Source organism: Fibrobacter sp. UBA3629, from assembly GCF_002374005.1.
Lineage (GTDB): Bacteria > Fibrobacterota > Fibrobacteria > Fibrobacterales > Fibrobacteraceae > Fibrobacter.
Window position 1 is genome coordinate 115,564 of the sequence record NZ_DFLC01000012.1, and the last position, 16,692, is coordinate 132,255.

16 protein-coding genes are annotated in these 16,692 nt (G+C 57.4%); 5 read left to right on the forward strand and 11 right to left on the reverse strand.

The genetic code is table 11. From position 1 onward, the window contains the following. Positions 1-10 precede the first annotated feature (10 nt). Positions 11-1,351 (forward strand): MATE family efflux transporter, encoded by a 1,341-nt coding sequence (locus tag B2310_RS04150; RefSeq protein WP_290728901.1) that lies wholly within the window; start codon positions 11-13, stop codon positions 1,349-1,351. Here the strand turns inward: B2310_RS04150 and B2310_RS04155 are convergent. Beyond that, a complete protein-coding gene (locus B2310_RS04155; RefSeq protein WP_290728904.1) occupies positions 1,348-2,238 on the reverse strand; it encodes a fibrobacter succinogenes major paralogous domain-containing protein in 891 nt (296 codons plus the stop codon). The two genes, B2310_RS04150 and B2310_RS04155, sit on opposite strands and share 4 nt — an antisense overlap. Before the next feature lie 256 nt (positions 2,239-2,494). Here B2310_RS04155 and dnaG point away from each other — a divergent pair, with 256 nt between their 5' ends. From dnaG to B2310_RS04170, 3 genes are read left to right on the forward strand one after another with little or no spacing between them, the layout of a single operon-like run. Continuing rightward, positions 2,495-4,417: a DNA primase gene (gene dnaG / locus B2310_RS04160; protein ID WP_290728906.1), complete on the forward strand. Its 1,923-nt coding sequence runs from the start codon at positions 2,495-2,497 to the stop codon at positions 4,415-4,417. 4 nt (positions 4,418-4,421) lie between these two features. Beyond that, positions 4,422-5,168 (forward strand): Fe-S cluster assembly ATPase SufC, encoded by a 747-nt coding sequence (gene sufC / locus B2310_RS04165; protein ID WP_290723075.1) that lies wholly within the window; start codon positions 4,422-4,424, stop codon positions 5,166-5,168. After that, positions 5,168-6,145, forward strand: coding sequence for a SufB/SufD family protein (locus B2310_RS04170; RefSeq protein ID WP_290728908.1), 978 nt, complete (start codon positions 5,168-5,170; stop codon positions 6,143-6,145). The genes sufC and B2310_RS04170 overlap by 1 nt, the downstream gene beginning before the upstream one ends. A 320-nt stretch (positions 6,146-6,465) precedes the next feature. Here B2310_RS04170 and B2310_RS04175 read toward each other — a convergent pair whose 3' ends face one another. The 4 genes from B2310_RS04175 to B2310_RS04190 all read right to left on the reverse strand — a co-directional run bounded on the left by B2310_RS04175 (position 6,466) and on the right by B2310_RS04190 (position 9,957). Further along, positions 6,466-8,373 carry a SulP family inorganic anion transporter gene (locus tag B2310_RS04175; protein WP_290728910.1) on the reverse strand — a complete coding sequence of 636 codons (1,908 nt, stop codon included), beginning with the start codon at positions 8,371-8,373 and terminating at the stop codon, positions 6,466-6,468. A gap of 97 nt (positions 8,374-8,470) precedes the next feature. Then, entirely contained in the window at positions 8,471-8,809 is a 339-nt protein-coding gene (locus B2310_RS04180) for a hypothetical protein (RefSeq protein ID WP_173366135.1), read from the reverse strand. Continuing rightward, entirely contained in the window at positions 8,806-9,411 is a 606-nt protein-coding gene (locus B2310_RS04185) for a hypothetical protein (RefSeq protein ID WP_173366136.1), read from the reverse strand. The genes B2310_RS04180 and B2310_RS04185 overlap by 4 nt, the downstream gene beginning before the upstream one ends. 12 nt (positions 9,412-9,423) lie before the next feature. Next, positions 9,424-9,957, reverse strand: coding sequence for a sulfurtransferase TusA family protein (locus B2310_RS04190; protein ID WP_290723083.1), 534 nt, complete (start codon positions 9,955-9,957; stop codon positions 9,424-9,426). Between the two features lie 185 nt (positions 9,958-10,142). Between B2310_RS04190 and B2310_RS04195 the strand changes: the two genes are divergently transcribed. Next, on the forward strand, positions 10,143-11,693 hold the full coding sequence (locus B2310_RS04195) for a glycosyltransferase (RefSeq protein ID WP_173381265.1): 1,551 nt from the start codon (positions 10,143-10,145) through the stop codon (positions 11,691-11,693). 4 nt (positions 11,694-11,697) lie between these two features. Here the strand turns inward: B2310_RS04195 and B2310_RS04200 are convergent, their stop codons facing one another. The 6 genes from B2310_RS04200 to B2310_RS04225 all read right to left on the reverse strand — a co-directional run bounded on the left by B2310_RS04200 (position 11,698) and on the right by B2310_RS04225 (position 16,678). After that, positions 11,698-11,886: a hypothetical protein gene (locus B2310_RS04200; protein ID WP_290728913.1), complete on the reverse strand. Its 189-nt coding sequence runs from the start codon at positions 11,884-11,886 to the stop codon at positions 11,698-11,700. Beyond that, positions 11,886-12,236, reverse strand: a complete 351-nt coding sequence (locus tag B2310_RS04205) for a type II secretion system protein (protein WP_290728915.1) — start codon at positions 12,234-12,236, stop codon at positions 11,886-11,888. Before B2310_RS04205 ends, B2310_RS04200 begins: the two co-directional genes overlap by 1 nt. Next, the gene (locus B2310_RS04210) at positions 12,233-13,180 is read right to left on the reverse strand and encodes a hypothetical protein (RefSeq protein WP_290728917.1); all 948 of its coding nucleotides are present in this window, start codon (positions 13,178-13,180) and stop codon (positions 12,233-12,235) included. The genes B2310_RS04205 and B2310_RS04210 overlap by 4 nt, the downstream gene beginning before the upstream one ends. Beyond that, positions 13,170-14,210, reverse strand: a complete 1,041-nt coding sequence (locus B2310_RS04215; RefSeq protein ID WP_173381269.1) for a hypothetical protein — start codon at positions 14,208-14,210, stop codon at positions 13,170-13,172. Before B2310_RS04215 ends, B2310_RS04210 begins: the two co-directional genes overlap by 11 nt. Then, positions 14,210-15,988, reverse strand: a complete 1,779-nt coding sequence (locus B2310_RS04220; protein ID WP_290728919.1) for a type II secretion system protein GspD — start codon at positions 15,986-15,988, stop codon at positions 14,210-14,212. Before B2310_RS04220 ends, B2310_RS04215 begins: the two co-directional genes overlap by 1 nt. A 150-nt stretch (positions 15,989-16,138) precedes the next feature. Further along, the gene (locus B2310_RS04225; protein WP_290728921.1) at positions 16,139-16,678 is read right to left on the reverse strand and encodes an RBBP9/YdeN family alpha/beta hydrolase; all 540 of its coding nucleotides are present in this window, start codon (positions 16,676-16,678) and stop codon (positions 16,139-16,141) included. Positions 16,679-16,692 lie beyond the last annotated feature (14 nt).

The window sequence follows — 16,692 nt, forward strand, 5'->3', positions numbered from 1 at the left end:
AAATTATGGCATGCGCGGACCCAAAAAAGACGTCAAAGACCGCTCCCTGATAAGCCTCTCCTGGCCGCTTATCCTTACGTTCGCCGTGGGCATGATCCAGCCCATGATGGACAGCTGGTTCCTTTCGCGCACTTCCGAAACCGCGGCCGCCGGCGTCGGCGCCATGCTCCCGATTCTAGGCGCCCTGTTTACCGCGCTCCACGCCTTCGCGCAGTCCGGCGCAAGCATCGTCTCGCAGTACATCGGCGCCAAGCAGAACAGCCACGCAAACAGCACGCAGACGATGGTCCTCTTCGGGAGCATCTTGCTCGGGGTCGCCCTCACGCTCGTCATCTTCCCGCTTTCAGGGCATATCCCGCAATGGATGGGCCTCACCGAGGAACCCGCGAAATACGCGATGATGTTCCTGAGCGTCGTCTCGTTCGGGTTCGCCTTCCGCGCATTGCAGACCATCCTTACCGCCCTCATCGCCACGCACGGCCTTACCGTATGGAACCTCGTGGGCAACACGCTCACCATCGCGAGTAACGCCGGCCTGAACGTCGTGTTCCTCGAAGGGTATTTCGGGCTTCCCAAGATGGGCGTTTACGGCGTGGCCCTCGCGACAGCGCTCTCGTGGCTGATATCTTCGGGCATCCTGTGGTTGGTGCTCAAGTTCAAGGTAAAGCACCAGAGCAGGGCCCGCGACTGGAAGCGCTCCCGCATACTCCTCCCCGACTGGATTCGCATCGGCCTCCCCGCCGCCGCGGAACCCATCAGTTTCCAGCTTTTCCAGGTGTTCATCACCGCGATGGTCGTGTACGTGGGCACCACCGCGATGACCGCCCGCGTGTTTGCGGGTAACTTCGCGGCCCTCTCCGTGATTCTCGGGGTTGGCCTCGGCAGCGGAAACCAGATTCTCGTGGCACATCTCGTAGGCGCGCACGATTTTGTGAAGGCGAACCGCCGCGTTTACCAGACGCTCGCCGTGGGCATCACGAGCGGGCTCTTGCTCTCGATAATCGTCGCTCTCTTGGGCGAACACCTGCTACGGCTCTACACCGACAATCCCGAAGTTCTCAGGCTCGGAAAGATTTGCCTCTGGTGCGACGTGGCCGTGCAGCCGTTCAAGGCGGTGAACTTCATCCTCACCACATCGCTCAGGGCCGCGGGCGATTCCAAGTTCCCCGCAATTGTCGGAAGCGGCATGATGTGGACGCTCGGGCTTGCGACTTCGCTCATTCTCGCGTTTGTCGTGGGGCTAGGCCTCCCCGGCCTCTGGCTCGGCATGGCAAGCGACGAATTCTACCGCTCGTTCGCGAACATCTGGCGCTGGCGCAGCGGCCGCTGGAAAAGCAAGGCCGTGGTTTAGTCTTTGAGACAACGAACTGAGAACACGAAATACTTACTGAAGTCATCCAGGAGCGCATCATCGTAGCGCAAGCGCATGCCGCCATCGTCGTAGCCGAAGCGCAAGAGCATGCAGTCAGCGTAACTACTATCGTTCTCCGTAGAACTCCAGAAGAACGCGTCGCGGCCCTCAAGGCTAAATTCCCCTCTGACGTTCCTGTCGCCAGCAGGAAGCGCCGTGAACCCAAAGGCATCCGTGCCATTGCCACTGCTATTCCACCCAGATGAGGACTTGAGTTTTATGCCAGCGGTTGATTTTCCACCTACAGCGTTAATCAAAGTTTCCCATTCAGCCCTGCTCGGCAGGTGCCAGCCACTAGGGCATACACCCTGGAGGTCTCCTGATGGCAGAGAGCATGTATAGCCATAGCCACATTCACTCTCCGACTTGCCTACCGTCGCAGCCCACCTGTAAAGGCGCCCGAACTTTTCACAATACTCGGCAGAATCGTTATAGCAGAAACTAGAATCCACTTCGTAATTCAGGTTCTCCGCCATCCACCACTGATCGCCAATCTTTACAGTCTTATAAGCCTGACCATCGCGGCCATCTACCAACTCGCCGTATTCGCAGTTGTCTTCCGTTTCTGTTTTGCATGGAGTCGCCAAAGTGACCGAACTCGATGACTTCGCAGAACTGCTACTCGACTTGACGCTGGAAGAAGACTCGTCATCACAGTCCTCGCACACGCTGGACGAAGACCCGTCCGAAGGTCGAGTCATGAAATCGCTATCGTCATCGCTACACGCGACAAAAGCAAGTGTCAGGCAAACGATTGCCGCCACCACGCTTCGCTCGTGGCAGGCTCTAGCAAATCCCCGCAGCAACCTAGAGAATAAGTACTTCATATTTCCTCCTATTTTTTTGAAATATAAGAAAATGCAGTTCAAAGGAAAACCGAAAGGACAAGCAGTCACGAGGTTTTACTCCCGCCGCCCCCCCCCCACATGCGCCAAAAACAACAAGCATTTTTCTACTGGAGTCCTCGTCATTTTTTGCGTAGAAGGCAACCTTACAAAGCGAATACTTAAACGAAGTGATTGTGCGAGCGTGCGGGGCGTGCCCGAAGCCAACATTTTTACTAAAAAAAGCTAAATTTGACGCATGCCGTTCTACCCTAACGAAGTCATTCAGCAGCTCAAGAGCCAAGCGGACATTTCGCTCGTGATCCAGCAGTTCTTGCCGCTGAAGCGCACGGGTACGAACCGCTACGTGGGCGTATGCCCCTTCCACGACGACCACTCCCCCTCCATGACCGTGAACCCCACGCTCGGCATCTACAAGTGCTTTGCATGCAATGCGGGCGGCGACGTGTTCAAGTTCGTGCAGGAGCACGAGAAAATCGACTTCAACGGCGCCGTGGAATGGGTTGCGAACTTCGTGGGTTTCGACCTCCCGAAATTTACATCGAAGGAAAACGCCGAGGTCACCGAAGAGCGCGCGATGGTGCGCAAGCTCAACGAACTCGCCTGCGAATGGTTCGAGCAGCAGCTCCCGCTCAGCAAGAAGGCTCTCGAGTACCTCAACAAGCGCAACATCAGCGAAAAGACGCGCAAAGAATTCCACATCGGTTACGCTCCCGATGGACGCGAAGGCTTTATCGGCTATGCGGCAAAGAACGGCTTTTCGCCCCGCGACTGCGTGAAGGCGGGCCTTGCCACCGAGAAGAAGAACGGGGGCATCGCCGACAAGTTCCGCGACCGCCTGATGATCGCCATCCAGAACCAGTCGGGAATCGTCGTCGCGTTCGGCGGCCGCGACCTCGCGCCCAAGCAGGAAGGCTTCGAACGCCCCAAGTACATGAACAGCCCGGATACCGCACTCTACAACAAGAGCGAGATCCTTTTCGGGCTCAACCACAGCCGCGCCGCCATCTCCAAGGAGAACGCGGTCATCATCGTCGAGGGCTACTTCGACCTAATGAGCCTCTACCAGGGCGGCGTGCAGAACGTGGTCGCCGCTTCGGGCACGGCGCTCACCGAAATTCACGCGAGCATCCTCGCCCGCTACGCGAAAACCGCCTACCTCGTGTTCGACGGCGATGCCGCGGGCCAAAAAGCGACCATGCGCTCGCTAGAAATCGTACTCCCCAAAGGTATCAACCCGAGAATCTTTGCGCTGTCGCGCCCCGACGGTACCAAGATCGACCCCGACAATTTCGTGAACGAACAAGGAGCCGACGCATTCCGCGAAGAGCTCAAGCACGCCGATGACTGGCTCAGCTATCTCGCCCGCAAGACGGACCTCCAGAGTATCGAGTCCAGGGCCAGGTTCGTCACCTACGCAAAGTCTATCGTCAAGAGCATCCAGGACAGCGAACTCAGGAACCAGTACCTAAAGCTCATCGCCGAGCGCTTCGACACGTCGCGCTCACTGGACGGCATCCAAAGCATCCGCCCGCAAAGGGCGCCCAAGGTAAGCATACCGCAGCCGCAACCGGATCCGGAATTCGCGGAATATGGCGAGATGCCCGCCGCTCCGCAGGAAGCCGAAAGTGTCCCGTGGAACGTCCTCGCCCAAGTAGAGACCCGGTTCGCGAATCTCCTCGTGAAAAACCCGACGCTTCTCGACCGTGCCTGCGAATATTTCGACATGGAACTCGCTGCGACCGGCATACAGTTCTTCGAATCCTCCCTCGTCGACGAATTCGTGATGACCGTCATCGCCTTCTACTCCGAAACAGGCACATTTTCCCCGCAGAGCCTCTACGAGCAGCTTTCGCCGTTACAGCAGCAGTTCATGGAAGGGCTTCCTGACGAAGCATGGACCCCGCCGAAAGAAATCTACGAGTTCTACGAGACGCTCCTGGTGCTCACCTCCAGGCTGTGCGACCGGTTCCGCAAAACCATCGACCTCAGCACAAACGAGGGCGTGCAAAAGCGCATCTCGCTGAATACGTTCGTGCAGAACATGCAAAAACTCGAGAACCAGTACCGGAACGGCGCCGTATCCATCGACAATCTCGCCGACCAGCTCATAAAGAGCAAGAAACCCCTTATACAAATCCTAGCCGCCACACAAGGATAAAACCATGTTATCTATCAAGAACCTGAAAGCAAGCATCGAAGACGGAACGCAAATCCTCAAGGGAATCGACCTCGAGGTAAGACCCGGCGAAGTCCATGCCATCATGGGCCCCAACGGCTCGGGCAAGAGTACGCTTTCGAAAGTCATCATGGGCCACCCCGCATACAAGGTGGACGACGGTTCCGTGGAACTCGACGGCAAGAACCTGCTCGAAATGGAAATCAGCGAACGCGCCAATTCCGGGCTCTTCATCAGCACGCAGTATCCGACCGAAATCCCGGGCGTGAACAACGTGGATTTCTTGAAGATGGCGCTCAACAGCAAGCGCGCCTACCTGGGCATGCCCGAAATGAGTGACGACGACTTCAAGAATCTTTGCGAAGAGAAGATGGCCCTCCTCGAAATGGACGAGCGCTACCGCGAACGCGGCGTGAACGACGGCATGAGCGGCGGCGAGAAGAAGAGGAACGAAATCCTGCAGATGGCGATTCTCGACCCGAAGGTAAGCTTCCTCGACGAGACGGATTCCGGCCTCGACATCGACGCGCTCCGCATCGTGGCTAACGGAATCAACCACATCATGGCGCCGGAAAAGGCCGTCATCCTCGTCACCCATTACCAGCGCCTGCTGGACTACATCAAGCCCACCTACGTGCACGTGCTCCGCCACGGAAAGATTATCCTCTCCGGAGGCCCGGAACTCGCCCTCAAGCTCGAAGAACAAGGCTACGACTGGATCGAGGAGAAGTGATGGACGCCATTGCCCGCATCAAGCAACTGGGGATGCCCCGCCGTAACGACGAACTTTGGACATTCTTCCCCGTTTCAAAGATTCCAGCGCCGGAATTCCCCGACGCATGCGCCTGCGAAGAGGACTTTTCGGACGAAATGGATTTTGCAGCCCTCCTGCCCATCGCAAGCAACGCCCGCACGATGGTCCAAAGCATCGCCGACAACGCCGAGGAAATCGCGATGCTCAAATGCAACAACGACTTCGGGCGCACGGTACTCAACATCGGCAAGAACGCGAAGGCAAGCATCGAGATTCTCGACAACAAGGTCCTGCATCCCATATGCGCCGAACGCTTCGACGTGAACGTGGGCGAAGGCGCTGACGTCGAAATCTTCTTCGCGAACCCCGCAAACGACCTCCCGCTCGCCTTCAGGCACTTCCGCATCACGCAGGCGGCAGGTTCCCAGGTGCGTTTTGCCTCCATCGAGCGCGGGAACGGCATTAGCCGCGTAAGCATCGACGACTTCCTGAACGCCCCGGGCGCAAAGTTCGAATGCCGCACGCTCAACATGCTCGGCGGCACGGCCGAAAGCCACCACAGGCTGCATATCTACCACAACGCCCCCGAGACGACGAGCACGCAGCTTTCCAGGAACCTGCTCGACGGCAGTTCCCGCGCGAGCTACGACGGCAGCGTCATCGTCGGTGCCAACTGCACCAAGGCTCTATCAAGCCAGCTCGTGAACACCATCCTCCTCTCGGGAGACAGCTCCGTCTCCGTAAAGCCCGTGCTCAAGATTTACCACGACGACGTGGAATGCACGCACGGCAATACCGTGGGCGAACTCGATGCAGAACAGATGTTCTACCTCGTGAGCCGCGGAATCCCGCAGGAGACCGCCAAACGGATGCTCATGTCAAGTTTTGCAAAGGAAACGTTCTACCCGCTCCCCGATTCCGTAGGCAAGAAGCGCCTGCTGCAGGTCCTCGCCTAAGACCCGCCTACCGCAAAAAAAAGAAACGCCCCCGTGCATGGGGGACGTTCCTTTGGTAGGATAGATTTTAGGAGGAGTTACGAAAGTGTCTGCAAAAGGTAGAGTGTCACGCCCATGAAGGCGAGCATGAAGTTGGCGAGGAACGTTGTGGAGGCGAGGTCTTTGAAGATTCGTGTCATCATCCGTTATCCCTTTTTGGTTACGGTCACAATATAGAATAGAATATTCCAACTTCAAAGTAATGGAAATCACACTGCGATTTGCGTCACGCGAAATACGAACGGTCCTTGACAAGCGGGAACCAGGTTCCCAATTTTTCACTACTCCTTCTCGTTCTCGATAATCTTGATGGGTTCGTCCATCATCTTTTCGGCGATGACTTCGGGCGTTTCCTCGGCAACCGCGGCGTTAGATTCCTCGGGCATCCAGGGCTTGTCGAGGCTCTTTTCCCAAGAAACCGTAGGCGCGGGCTGGACTTCGTGCGATGTATCCACCACGGGGAGCCCCAGGAGTTCGCGGGCACGGTTCAACGCGGCGTCGATATTGCCAAGGGCATTCTCTTCGCCAAGCTGTTTCAAGACGCCGGCACGGGTGAGCGCCACCACGGGCTGAGCATGCACGCCACTGAGCAGGAGCTGCGTCCCTTCGCGGTTGCAACGATTCAGCAAGTCTTCAATCATCTGGATACCGGCGGCATCGATGCTTGAAACGCTGCGCATGCGCAAGATAAGGATTTTCGGCTTGTCGGAAATGCGCGCCATCGTGTCCTTGAACTTGTCGACCGCACCGAAGAACAGCGAACCGGCAAGCTCGTACACAACCACGCCCTTCGGCACCTGGCGGCTGAGTTCGTTGTGAGCGGCCTCCTCGTCGTCTTCCTTGAGGGCTTCGGTCACCGTCTCCATCTCGGAAACATCGCTCATGCGCTTGATGAAGAGCACCGCGGCCAGCAGCACACCGACTTCGATAGCCACCGTGAGGTCAATAATCACCGTGAGGAAGAAGGCCACGAGCATCACGATGACGTCGCTCTTCGGGGCCTTGAACATCTTGATGAAGCTCCGGTAGCCGCACATATTGAACGCCACCTGAAAAAGCACTGCAGCAAGCGCCGCCATCGGGATCATTTCGGCATACTTGCCGAGCACGAGCATAATGAGCAGAAGCACCACCGCATGCACAAGGCCCGAAACCGGACTCACTGCGCCGTTACGGATGTTGGTCGCCGTACGGGCAATGGCACCCGTCGCCGGGATACCGCCAAAAATCGGGGAAAGGATATTCGCCACGCCCTGGCCAAAGAGTTCGGTGTTGGAACGGTGCTTGGTAGAGGTCATGCCGTCGGCCACGACCGCAGAAAGCAGGGATTCGATGGCACCAAGGATGGCAATCGTCAAAGCCGGCTGGAACACCTTCTGCATCATCTCGAGGCTAATGTTCGGCAGGTGCGGAGTCGGAAAACCTGTCGGAATGTGGTTCTTCATGCCGATAGTCACCACGCCGTGGCCCGTAATCGGGTCGTCCCAGCCCAAGACCTTCACCATCACGGTCGCGACGATAATCGCAATCAGGGAGCCGGGCACCTTCGTGGTAATTTTCGGCCACAAGATGCATACGGCAAGCGCCACAAGGCCCACGATGACAGCATATATATTAATAGTGTCGAAAGAAGTCGCGTAAAGCTTGATCTTGCCGATAGCATCGGCGGGGTCCTTGGCCAAAAAGCGGAGTCCGAAGAAATTCGGGACCTGGCCGAGCGCGATGATGATGGCGATACCCGCCGTAAAGCCGACCGTCACCGGGTAAGGGATGAACTTGATGATGGCGCCAAGTTTCGCGATACCGAAAATGATGAGCAAAATACCCGCAAGGAGCGTCGCGGAAGCAAGGCCGTCGTAGCCGTACTGGGAGACGATGCCGTAGACAATAACAATGAATGCACCGGTAGGGCCGCCAATCTGGAAGCGGGAACCGCCCAGCAAAGAAATCGCAAAACCCGCGATAATCGCCGTGTAGAGGCCCTGTTCGGGACCCACGCCCGAAGCGATGGCAAACGCGATGGCGAGCGGAAGCGCGAGAATGCCCACGATGAGGCCCGACATGAGGTCGCTCACGAAGTTTTTCTTGGTGTAGCCTCGACGCAGTACCCGGACAGATTCAGGGGTAATGGTCGCTTTAACGCCCGATAGGAAATTCTTGAAGGATTCCTTGGCGTGGATATTGGTCATCTGGCACTCCGTGATTGAAGAACGGCGCCAAATTTAGAAAACTTTACAATACCCGTTAAGGGTAAAAAGAAAAAATAATGGAAGACCTTTGCGAAGGCTACAACAGGCCCTTCTTGGCAGACCGCATCAGGTTCTTCACCTGCTTCTTGGAAAGCTGCGGAACCTCGGCGTCCTTCTGGGCCCTAGACTTCGGGGCGCATTCCTCGCAGAAGTGCTTGATGACGGTCCCGTAGCTTGCAGCGCCGTCCATCTTGTCGGCCTGGCGGGAGCGGAACGGCCTCACCAGTGCCTCGCGGTGGCACTTGTCGCAGATACCCATCTTGGGAGCAGCAGGCTCACGGCGCACGTGTTCCTTTTTGTCCTGGTCATGGGTCATTTCCCAGGCACGTTTCTGGGCGGCAATCTTCCTTGCAAATGCGTCATCTAATAGGCTCATATCATCTCCTTGTTTTCTTTAATCTCTTTCAATATACAATCTTGCAGGAAAAGGGAATGCAACGTGATGCACAAAGAAGTGGGTTTCGCCTCGTCCGAATAGAGGCTCCGGGCAAACTTGCCGCGTTCCACCTGTTTTTCCTTGAAAAATTGCGCGTGGCTGGCGAAATCGAGGACCTTGACGCGTCCCGGGAACTCGCTTTCGAAGCCTCGGATGGCCTCGTTAATGACCTCAATCTGGTCGGAAGCATCCGGGAGCAGGTCGCACGGAATGGTCTCGACAAAGATGTCGGACTGGGTCTTACTAACAAGTTCACGGACCAGGTTCCCATAGTTTTCGGCCGTTTTCGCCCCGTTGCCGTGTTCCCCCCTCGTCAAGTCGTGAAGCCCGAGGCCGAGCACGATGCGCCCCGCCTTCTTGCCGATGATATCGGACGCCGCACGCGACAGGAGCTGCGGAAGCAGGAGCGGAATCGGGGAATTGATGGAAAACTGCATGGGGCGGTTGGGCGCCCTGCAAAGGAGCATCTCGGCACAGCGGGTCGCCACTTCGCCCTGTTCGCCGAGCAATTCGTCACCTATGATGAGGATCCTGTTTTCCACGATTATAATCTACTACTTATCGGCGGGTTTGACCACCGAAATTTTCCAAAAATCCGCATTTTTTTCGCGGGAAACGATGCGGCAGCCGTCTGCAACCAGCGCTCCCGGTACATTTTCGATCGGGGAACCCTCGTCAAGGAGTATCGAAAGTTCCCTTCCCGGCGGAAAACCGGCCATCACGAGCCTTGACCGAGCCGCATTCAGGGGGCACTTCACCCCCCGCAGGTCGAGTTCGCCAGGCAAATCCCCCTGCAGGGCTTCCGGCAGAGGTCCGGACTTCGATTTTGCGCAAAAATCGGCAATTTCAGCCTGATGTTCTTCCGGGGACTCTAGCCAGCGGTTGACCGGGACGTCGGGAAGGCGCGCAAGGGCGACACGGGAAAGGGCCTCCGCAGGCGGAACGGGCACCCCCAATCCCCGGCGGAGCCACTCCGCACAAGCAAAGGAAACAAGCCTCGAAAGCGCCTCCGCAAACCCAGCCGAACCGCGGTTCGCCTCCATCCAGCGGACTACCGCCCGAGCATCTGCCTGTTGCCGTTCTTCCATCGTTTCATTCCTTTTATCATAAAAATCTGTTTTTTTCTCAGAAAAATACACAAAAATGATTTTTTTTCAAAAAAGCCTATCCTACCAACTTTTTTAACATAAAAATCGACCTAGAACATAGCAAAGTTTTGGTTCAATTTCTATATTTGGCGCCAAGCATCACAAATGCAAAGGTTTTTGATACGATGAATACATTTCTCCTCTACGCAATGTTCGTAGTATATGTCATCGCCGGTGTGGGTTTGGTGATTTACGGCTTTAGCTGTTATTACAGCATCTACTTGTTCCTCAAAAACAGCCGAACCACGCGACTCACCGACCGCAAAAAGATTCTCAAGTTCTACCGCGAGCACTCCATCAACGACCTCCCGCAGGTCACGACCCAGCTCCCCGTCTTTAACGAGGCGAACTGCGTGGAACGTCTGCTCGACGCTGTCTGCGCCATTGACTACCCCAAGGACAAGCACGAAATCCAGGTTCTGGACGACTCCACCGACGAATGCTACGAAGTGGCGAAGAAGAAGGTGGCCGAACTTGCCGCGAAGGGTTACGATATCAAGCTTATCCACCGCACGAACCGCAAGGAATTCAAGGCCGGCGCCCTCAAGGAAGCCATGGCCGTCGCGAAGGGCGAATTCCTCGCGATTTTCGACGCGGACTTCGTTCCGGAGAAGGACTTCCTCCTCAAGACCATCCCCTACCTGGTGATGGACGACCAGATCGGCCTCGTTCAGGGCCGCTGGGGCCACCTGAACCGCACGGAATCGGGCCTTACGCTCGCCCAGTCCATCGGTATCGACGGCCACTTCGTTATCGAGCAGTCCGCCCGTAGCTGGGGCAAGCTGTTCATGAACTTCAACGGTACCGCAGGCGTGTGGCGCAAGCAGGCTATTTACGACGGTGGCGGCTGGGAAGGCGACACCCTGACCGAAGACATGGACCTCTCCTACCGCAGCCAGCTCGCCGGTTGGAAGATGAAGTTCGTGTTCGACGTGATTGTGCCGGCAGAACTCCCGAACGACATCAACGCCTACAAGGCACAGCAGTTCCGCTGGGCCCGCGGTTCCATCCAGACGGCCATCAAGATTCTGCCGCGCGTGTGGAAGGCGAAGGTTCCGCTCCGCATTAAGATTGGCGCGTTCCTGCACACCACGCACTACTCCATTCACCCCTGCATGCTGTTTACCGCCCTCTGCGCCTGGCCGCTTCTCGCGTTCTTCGAACCGGTCGCGCACTTGCCCAGCTGGGCCTACACCATCGGCTTCAGTTTCATTTTCCTCGCCGCTATCGCTCCTTCCGTCCTTTACTTCGTTGCACAGCGCTGCTCGGGCTACACCGGCTGGAAAATCCGCATGCTGAGCCTCCCCATCTTGATGGCGCTTGGCGTGGGCATCGCCGTGAACAACACGCGTGCCGTGTTCGGTGCCGTGACCGGCGTGAAGGGCAGCTTTGTCCGCACCCCGAAGAGCGGCGGGTCCAAGAAGAAGGCGAAGAGCCACTACGCACAGAAGTTCCCCTGGATGGCCGTCCTCGAACTTGCCGTGGGCGTCTACTGCATCTTCGGTCTTCTGGAATACATCGGCGCACAGAAGTTCATTATCGGACCGTTCCTCGCCCTCTATGCGGTGGGCTTCCTCTCCGTGGGCGTCCTGAGCTTTATGCACTTTATCGGCAACATCATCGAAGTGCACAAGGCCCGCAAGGAACACGGCAACGTCGAAGAGCAGGAATCGTAATCCGCTACAAACGATTTGCATCAGGGCATCCGCGAAGTTCGCGGATGCTTTTTTGCATTTCTCGGACTTTCGCATCGAACATCAACGAATGCGAAGAAAGCGCGTAGGCGTAGTCGCGAAGCCCTTTTCCGTAAGCCCCGAGCGAAAGCGAGACCAGGACTCCGGCAAGAGCGAGAGCCACCATCAGTTCCATCAACGTAAATCCACGGTGCACCGCAGCAACCTCCTGAAAACGTAGGGTTCCGCGCGAACTTCCACCCACTGGAATCCGCCCATGCCGAGCGTCCACGATTGCAAGACGCTAAACCCGCCACCGCATGCAGGGGCAGGGCATGCAAACAAGATGTCGGAGCAACGCTCCGGAGCGGAGATTCGTCGTTCCAAGTAGGATATAGCCTCTACCACAGCATCTGCCCGGGACTTTTCTCGAGCCGACATCCGGGCGAAAGCGGCCGGGAAAAATGAAATGGCGGCAAGCCCCGACGCAAGCACGGCAAAGGCGACAAGGATTTCCATCAGGGTGAATCCGCATGTCCGGTTCATGGTTCAAACCTCCGGCGGAACACCATACGGTCACCATCGAGCACGACCGGCAACAACGCAAAAGACGAATCCGTCACCGGCCCCGGATACGACGCACCCAAAAGATTTTTTTTGTCTTCGATATCGACGCTACCTCCGGGGGATGCAATCACGCCCTCGAAGAGGGCGTGACCGGCGAGCTCGGCGCGGCTGTCGCCCGACCCGAGCGACACCGCGACGCACGGGAATATCCCGTGCGCACGGCCCGCGATGCGGAGCCCATCGCGGCCGTAGAGCCCGCCGGAAAAGCTGAATTCAGACTTAACTTCCACAAACGCATCGCTCACAAGTTCGAGGTAGGCGACCGAGACTCGCCCCCCGAGTTCGACATTGCCGCGCGCAAATATGCGGAGCGTATCGAACGTCGCGCTCCCCTTTACCGCTACATTCCCGTCCACGTCGAAGGAGGCGCTCCGGACTCGTCCATCCAGGTCCAAATAAAGGTCCCCGTCCTGTATCCGGAACGCGGCCGAAGAATCGAGCGTAAAGAAGCGCCGGTTCCCCGACAAATGCCGCAGGCGCAAGTCGCCTGCAATCCCTTCGCGCACCCCACGGCGCAAGTTCTGGACAACCAGCATCCAGTCCTCGAAACGGAACCTCGCGAACTTCGACCCGTACAGGGCACAAACTTTCGATGGCTCCAGCAACGAATCGCCCGGAACCGGAGCGCACACCCTTCCCCACAAGGTTCCCTCTTCGGATTCTATGGCCACTTCCCCATGCGGCAAGCCGTGAAGAAAAGCGACAATCGCCGACTCTGCCGCATAGATGCCACCCGCCTCCCGTGCGACCCTGTCCGCGTAGCGGCGCAGATTTCCCGAGGCATGCAGCAGTCCCTGGAAGAGGATTCCCAGCGAAAGCAAAATAATCAACACGAACGGCAAGACGAAACCCCTACATCCCATTTTCCACCTCCACGATACGGCCGCCGCAGGCAAGCGACACCTTAGAACCGCCGATGGATTCCACCCGGAAATTTCCAAGAGAATCACCCGTCCGAAACCAAGCCATTCGTCCATCTTCCATCTCGACCCGGACAAGCCTGCCGCCGACAATTCCACGAATCTTGAACAGCACAAGGCATGCGGGCGAATCCGGGAACGACGCTTCCGGAGAATCCACCTTCATAACCCGGACGCCATCCTTGCCCCTTGACATACCCATCGGATGATCAACGACGGTGATTTCCGGGGCGACCGACAAGGACGGGGCCGCCATGTCGACTTTTGCAACATTCTCTCCGCTCCCGCGCCAAACAAAGGAAAAAAAGAGAGCAACAGCGAATGTCGCCGCAAAGGCGAGACGCCATTTCGCCCGAGGCTTGATTCCATCGAACAAGTCCAGGTCGTAATCCTTCCAGAACGGGTCCCTGGATGCCGCCTTGAGAAGCGCCTTTCTCTGCGAATCCGAAAATTCCCTTGATTCCACAAAGACCTTCCGCCACGATTCCGCCCGCGAGAACAGGTCATCACGCATCAGGAACTCGTCAAAACGTTCAAGGCGTTCCTCCGCAGTCGCATTGTCGTGCGCCACTTCCTCCGTCCAATGGCACAGCCGCCCCTCAAAAAAGACAAGGATGTAAAGCGTCGATTCCGCAAGCACCGCATAGCGCAAGTTCCCGAAGCCATCGTTTGTCCGCATCAGCGCATCGGCAGCACCGTAAAGCATCGCCGTCTGCGGGAGCACCCGGTCAAAATGCCGCCTGAGACATTCTACGTCTTTTTCGGGAAGCGCCACCAGGAACCGGTGCCGACGCCCGCCCGAACTGTTGAAGCCCACCATCTCCCTGCAAACAGGATTGCGGTCCCTAAGCGTTTCCGGAAAATCTTCACGGAGCCATTGCAGCAATTTTTCATGGGACACGTCCGAATCAAAATTCGTCACAAGTTCCCAAGTCCACAGGCGGGCTCCAACAAAAGCAACACGTTCCAGCATCAGAAATTCACCTCGGGCGTGATGAATATGGCCAGTTCGCTCTCGTCTTCGACCTCGCTCACGTAACTGAAAAGCCTGCCGATAAGCGGGATGCTACCGAGGAACGGCACCGCCGTGCGCACCTCCGACTTGCCCTTCCGTACGAGGCCGCCCAGGCAAAGTGTCTCGCCGTTTTTCAAGGTGACGGTCGTCTTCAGGTTTCGCGTGCTGATATCGCGCGGGCCATCGCCGCTCGAGCGCCCCGCCGTCTTGATTTCGGGCGAAATGTTCAGCGTGATGCTCCCGCCCTGCGTGACCGTCGGCGTGATTTCAAGCGAGATTCCGTCATTGAAACTGCGGTAATCCGTAATCGGGTAGCCGTCGGCGGATACCTGACTCACCAGGTAATAGACCGTGTTCGTCACGTTGAGTTCCGCCTTGTTCCCGTTGAGCGTCGTGAGCCGCGGGCGCGCAAGAACCTCGGCCCTGTTGTTCTCTTCCATCGCGGAAAGTTCCATCTCGAAACGCGCCGGCAGAATCCCGATTTTCCCGAACGCGCCCGAAGCGGAAACGTCCTTCCCCATAAAGTCCCAGAACCCGCGCACGCCCAGGTCGTTCTCGCCCGTCTTGCGCGTAGAACCGCTGTGAAGCCCGATTTCGAAATTGCGCCCGCGCTTGAGCTCCACGATTACGCACGAGATGGTCACCTGCATGGCAGCCCTGTCTAGTTTCTCGAGAATTGCGGTTGCATCCGCGATTTCGGAAGGAGACCCGCGAAGCATTAGAGCATTCTGTTCCTTCACCTCCGACACGACAAGCCCCGAACCCGGCAACAACTTGGAAAGTTGCGGCACGAGGGCCTCCGGCGTCGTTGCCTTCAGCGGGTAAAGTTCCGTACGCGAAAGCACGTTTTTCGCCCCGCGTTCTGTTACAAACAAAGTATTCGAATCGAGTGCATAGGTGTAGCGGCTCCCGCGAAAGAGCGACTGCAGGAGATTCGCAAGCGGTTCGCGTTCAAAACGCATCTGCAAGCTCTCGCGCACGTCTCCGTACAGCACCAGATTGAGGTTCGATACCCGCGAAAGTTCCTTGAGGAACACGTCCAGCGGGGTGCCGTCCAGTTCTACCGTATAGAGCGAGTCGTCCTGAACGATATCCGGCACGGAATTTGCGCCCGCGGGCGAAGCGCCGTTCGCACCCGCGCCATTCGGGCCCGAGCCACCCGCAACACCCGCGGGCGAATTGCGTGCGCGTTCCACACGGAAGCAGTCCGCATCGCGCCTCACGCGGAAACCGTGCGATTCGAGCAGCACCCGGAGCGCAATCCCGGGCGGTACGGATTCCAGCCGGCCGCTCACGGGACCCGCGACATCGGGCGAAGCCACCACGTTCAGTCCCGTATTCGCGGAAAAATCCCGAATAAACTCGCGAACGTCGCGCTCCCGCACGTCGAGCGACACGAGCGAATCCGCGACCCGGAAAAAATTCTCGCCACGTTCCAGCCGTTTGCGGATATGGAAGACCGTTCCGTCGCGAATGAGTTCCAGCCCGAGGGTAGAACACAACGACGTGAGCCCCTCCAGCAGCCCGACGCCATCGAGGTGGAACGTGACACGCGCCTCCGCACCGACGTCCACAAGCACGGGCACCCCGTAGGCAAGCGACACCGAGCGGGCGACATCCTGCAGGCTCGCATCCACGAAATCAAGCGAAACCTTGTCGGGCACGTCGCGCTCAGCGCACCACGCGCGCCCCAGGCAAAGAAGTAAAATAATAACGAGGCAAGCTACCGCGGGCATAAAGCATCCGCGACTTTCCTCCGCATTTTTGCGAGGCACAATCGTCCCCTAGATTTTAACACTATAATAAAAGGGCGTCACTCGACAGCCGACAAAACCCGAAAACGGGTTTAGCCTAATCTACAAAATAAGAACCGGAAAAACAAGTCCCTACAGATTTTTTTCAAATTCCCTTAAAAGGGCACGGCCTTCTTCCCATTCGCCGAGGTTCGAAAGCGCATTGATATGGCCCTTGCGCCCCACGTCGAAAAACAGGGAACCCCAGGAATCCGCAAACTGACGCGCACGCTCGATGGTCACGTACTCGTCGTTCTGGCTTGCGACAACGCACGAGGGCACGGGCAACTTTTCCAGGGGCATCGGCGCGAAATCCTCGACAATATCAATCACGTCGATATCGGCCGGAGCGACAAGGAACACGCCCTTGACTTTTGCCGGAACGGCACCTTCCGTCGCCTTCTTCATCAGCCAGAGGACCGTCGTCGCAACCCCCAGACTGTGCGAAACGAGAACCGTATCGGACTCGAGTGCGGCCACCGTCCTGTCGAGCGTATCGACCCACTCAGCCTTGTGCGGGTGTTCCCAGTCATACTGTTCAACGCGGCTTGCATCGGGCATGTTGTTCGCCCAATAAGTCTGCCAGTGAGTGGGGCCAGAATTGCTGTAACCGGGAACAATCAGATAATGCATCAAGAACCTTGTTG